Origin of the sequence: Roseomonas chloroacetimidivorans (assembly GCF_049629625.1) — a bacterium.
Taxonomy (GTDB): domain Bacteria; phylum Pseudomonadota; class Alphaproteobacteria; order Acetobacterales; family Acetobacteraceae; genus Roseomonas; species Roseomonas chloroacetimidivorans.
The window spans coordinates 1-2,500 of record NZ_JBNBZS010000182.1; the positions used below are offsets into that span (position 1 = coordinate 1).

1 rRNA gene (cut by a window edge) is annotated in these 2,500 nt (G+C 57.8%); it reads right to left on the reverse strand.

Going from position 1 to position 2,500, the window contains the following annotated elements:
- Positions 1 to 2,500 (reverse strand): 23S ribosomal RNA (locus ACO1BU_RS36050) (its annotated part continues 64 nt past the right edge of the window); the annotation flags it as partial.

Consider the following 2,500-nt stretch of genomic DNA (forward strand, 5'->3'; position numbering starts at 1 on the left):
ATGCGACTGGCGTCACAACCGGTGCACCAGAGGTGCGTCCATCCCGGTCCTCTCGTACTAGGGACAGATCCTCTCAAGTCTCCAACACCCATGGCAGATAGGGACCGAACTGTCTCACGACGTTCTAAACCCAGCTCACGTACCGCTTTAATCGGCGAACAGCCGAACCCTTGGGACCTGCTCCAGCCCCGGGATGCGATGAGCCGACATCGAGGTGCCAAACCTCCCCGTCGATGTGGACTCTTGGGGGAGATCAGCCTGTTATCCCTAGAGTACCTTTTATCCGTTGAGCGATGGCCCTTCCACGCGGGACCACCGGATCACTAAGGCCGACTTTCGTCTCTGCTCGCGCTGTCGCGCTCGCAGTCAGGCGGGCTTATGCCTTTGCACTCAACAGCCGATGTCCGACCGGCCTGAGCCCACCATCGCGCGCCTCCGTTACACTTTGGGAGGCGACCGCCCCAGTCAAACTGCCCACCAGGCAGGGTCCCGACCCCGGCTAACGGGGTTCGGTTAGACGCCAGAAAGGCGCAGGGTGGTATTTCAAGGTTGCCTCCACAAAGGCTAGCGCCCCTGCTTCATCGGCTCCCACCTATCCTACACAGCCCCTTCCTGGCGCCACTGCCAAGCTGCAGTAAAGGTTCATAGGGTCTTTCCGTCTGACCACGGGTACCCCGCATCTTCACGGGGAATTCAATTTCGCTGAGTCCATGCTGGAGACAGTGGGGAGGTCGTTACGCCATTCGTGCAGGTCGGAACTTACCCGACAAGGAATTTCGCTACCTTAGGACCGTTATAGTTACGGCCGCCGTTTACCGGGGCTTCAGTTCGGAGCTCTCACTCCTCCCTTTAACCTTCCGGCACCGGGCAGGCGTCAGACCCTATACGTCATCTCTCGATTTCGCAGAGCCCTGTGTTTTTACTAAACAGTCGCCACCCCCTGGTCTGTGCCACCCCACCACGCTTGCGCGCAGAGGGGTCTCGCTTATCCCGAAGTTACGCGAGTAATTTGCCTAGTTCCTTCAGCATGGTTCTCTCAAGCGCCTTGGTATACTCAACCTGTCCACCTGTGTCGGTTTCGGGTACGGTCCATAATCCCAGTGCTATTTCCCGGACCAATCCACCTGCCCCCTCAATCCGATAAGAGGGAACCGCGCTTCATGGTCGTCACATCTGGGGGGCCAGGGAATATTCACCCTGTTTCCATCGGCTACGGCTTTCGCCCTCGCCTTAGGGGCCGGCTCACCCTGCGCGGATTGGCCTTGCGCAGGAACCCTTGGACTTTCGGCGAGAGGGGTTCTCACCCTCTTTGTCGCTACTCATGTCCGCATTCGCACTTCCCATACCTCCACGGCCCCTCACAGGTACCGCTTCACAGGCCTAGGGAACGCTCCGCTACCGCGCATCTTGCGATGCACCCACGTCTTCGGCTCGTGGCTTGAGCCCCGTTACATTTTCGCCGCAGAACAGCTATTAGACCAGTGAGCTATTACGCTTTCTTTAAAGGATGGCTGCTTCTAAGCCAACCTCCTGGTTGTTTTGGCCGTCCCACATGCTTTCCCACTTAGCCACGAATTAGGGGCCTTAGACGGTGGTCTGGGCTGTTTCCCTCTCGACAATGGACCTTAGCACCCACTGTCTGTCTGCCAGGCTGCACTCTTCGGCATTCGGAGTTCGGTAGGGTTTGGTAGGGCTTTGGGCCCCCCTAGCCCTTCCGGTGCTCTACCTCCGAAGGTGACCGCCTGACGATCTACCTCAATAGATTTCGCGGAGAACCAGCTATTTCCGAGTTTGATTGGCCTTTCACCCCTAGCCACAGCTCATCCCCGACTTTTTCAACAGGCGTGGGTTCGGCCCTCCAGTGCGTGTTACCGCACCTTCAGCCTGGCCATGGCTAGATCACTCGGTTTCGGGTCTCATGCCGGCAACTCAAGCGCCCTTGTCAGACTCGCTTTCGCTGCGCCTACACCTCACGGCTTAAGCTTGCTGCCAACACGAACTCGCGGACCCATTATACAAAAGGTACGCCGTCACTCTTGCGAGCTCCGACTGCTTGTAAGCGCTCGGTTTCAGGTCTCTTTCACTCCCCTTGTCGGGGTGCTTTTCACCTTTCCCTCACGGTACTTGTGCACTATCGGTCGCCAAGGAGTATTTAGGCTTGGAGGGTGGTCCCCCCATGTTCAGACAGGGTTTCACGTGCCCCGCCTTACTCAAGGATCCATGCTAGCCATACGCTTACGGGGCTATCACCCACTGCGGCGGACCTTTCCAGATCCTTCAGCTTAACCAACATGAACCACTGGCCTGCTCCCCTTTCGCTCGCCACTACTCGGGGAATCTCATTTGATGTCTTTTCCTCCGGGTACTGAGATGTTTCAGTTCCCCGGGTTCGCCTCCCATGCCTATGTATTCAGCAAGGGATCTCCATAAAGGAGGGGTTTCCCCATTCGGACATCCGCGGATCAACGATCGCTCGCATCTCCCCGCGGCTTTTCGCAGC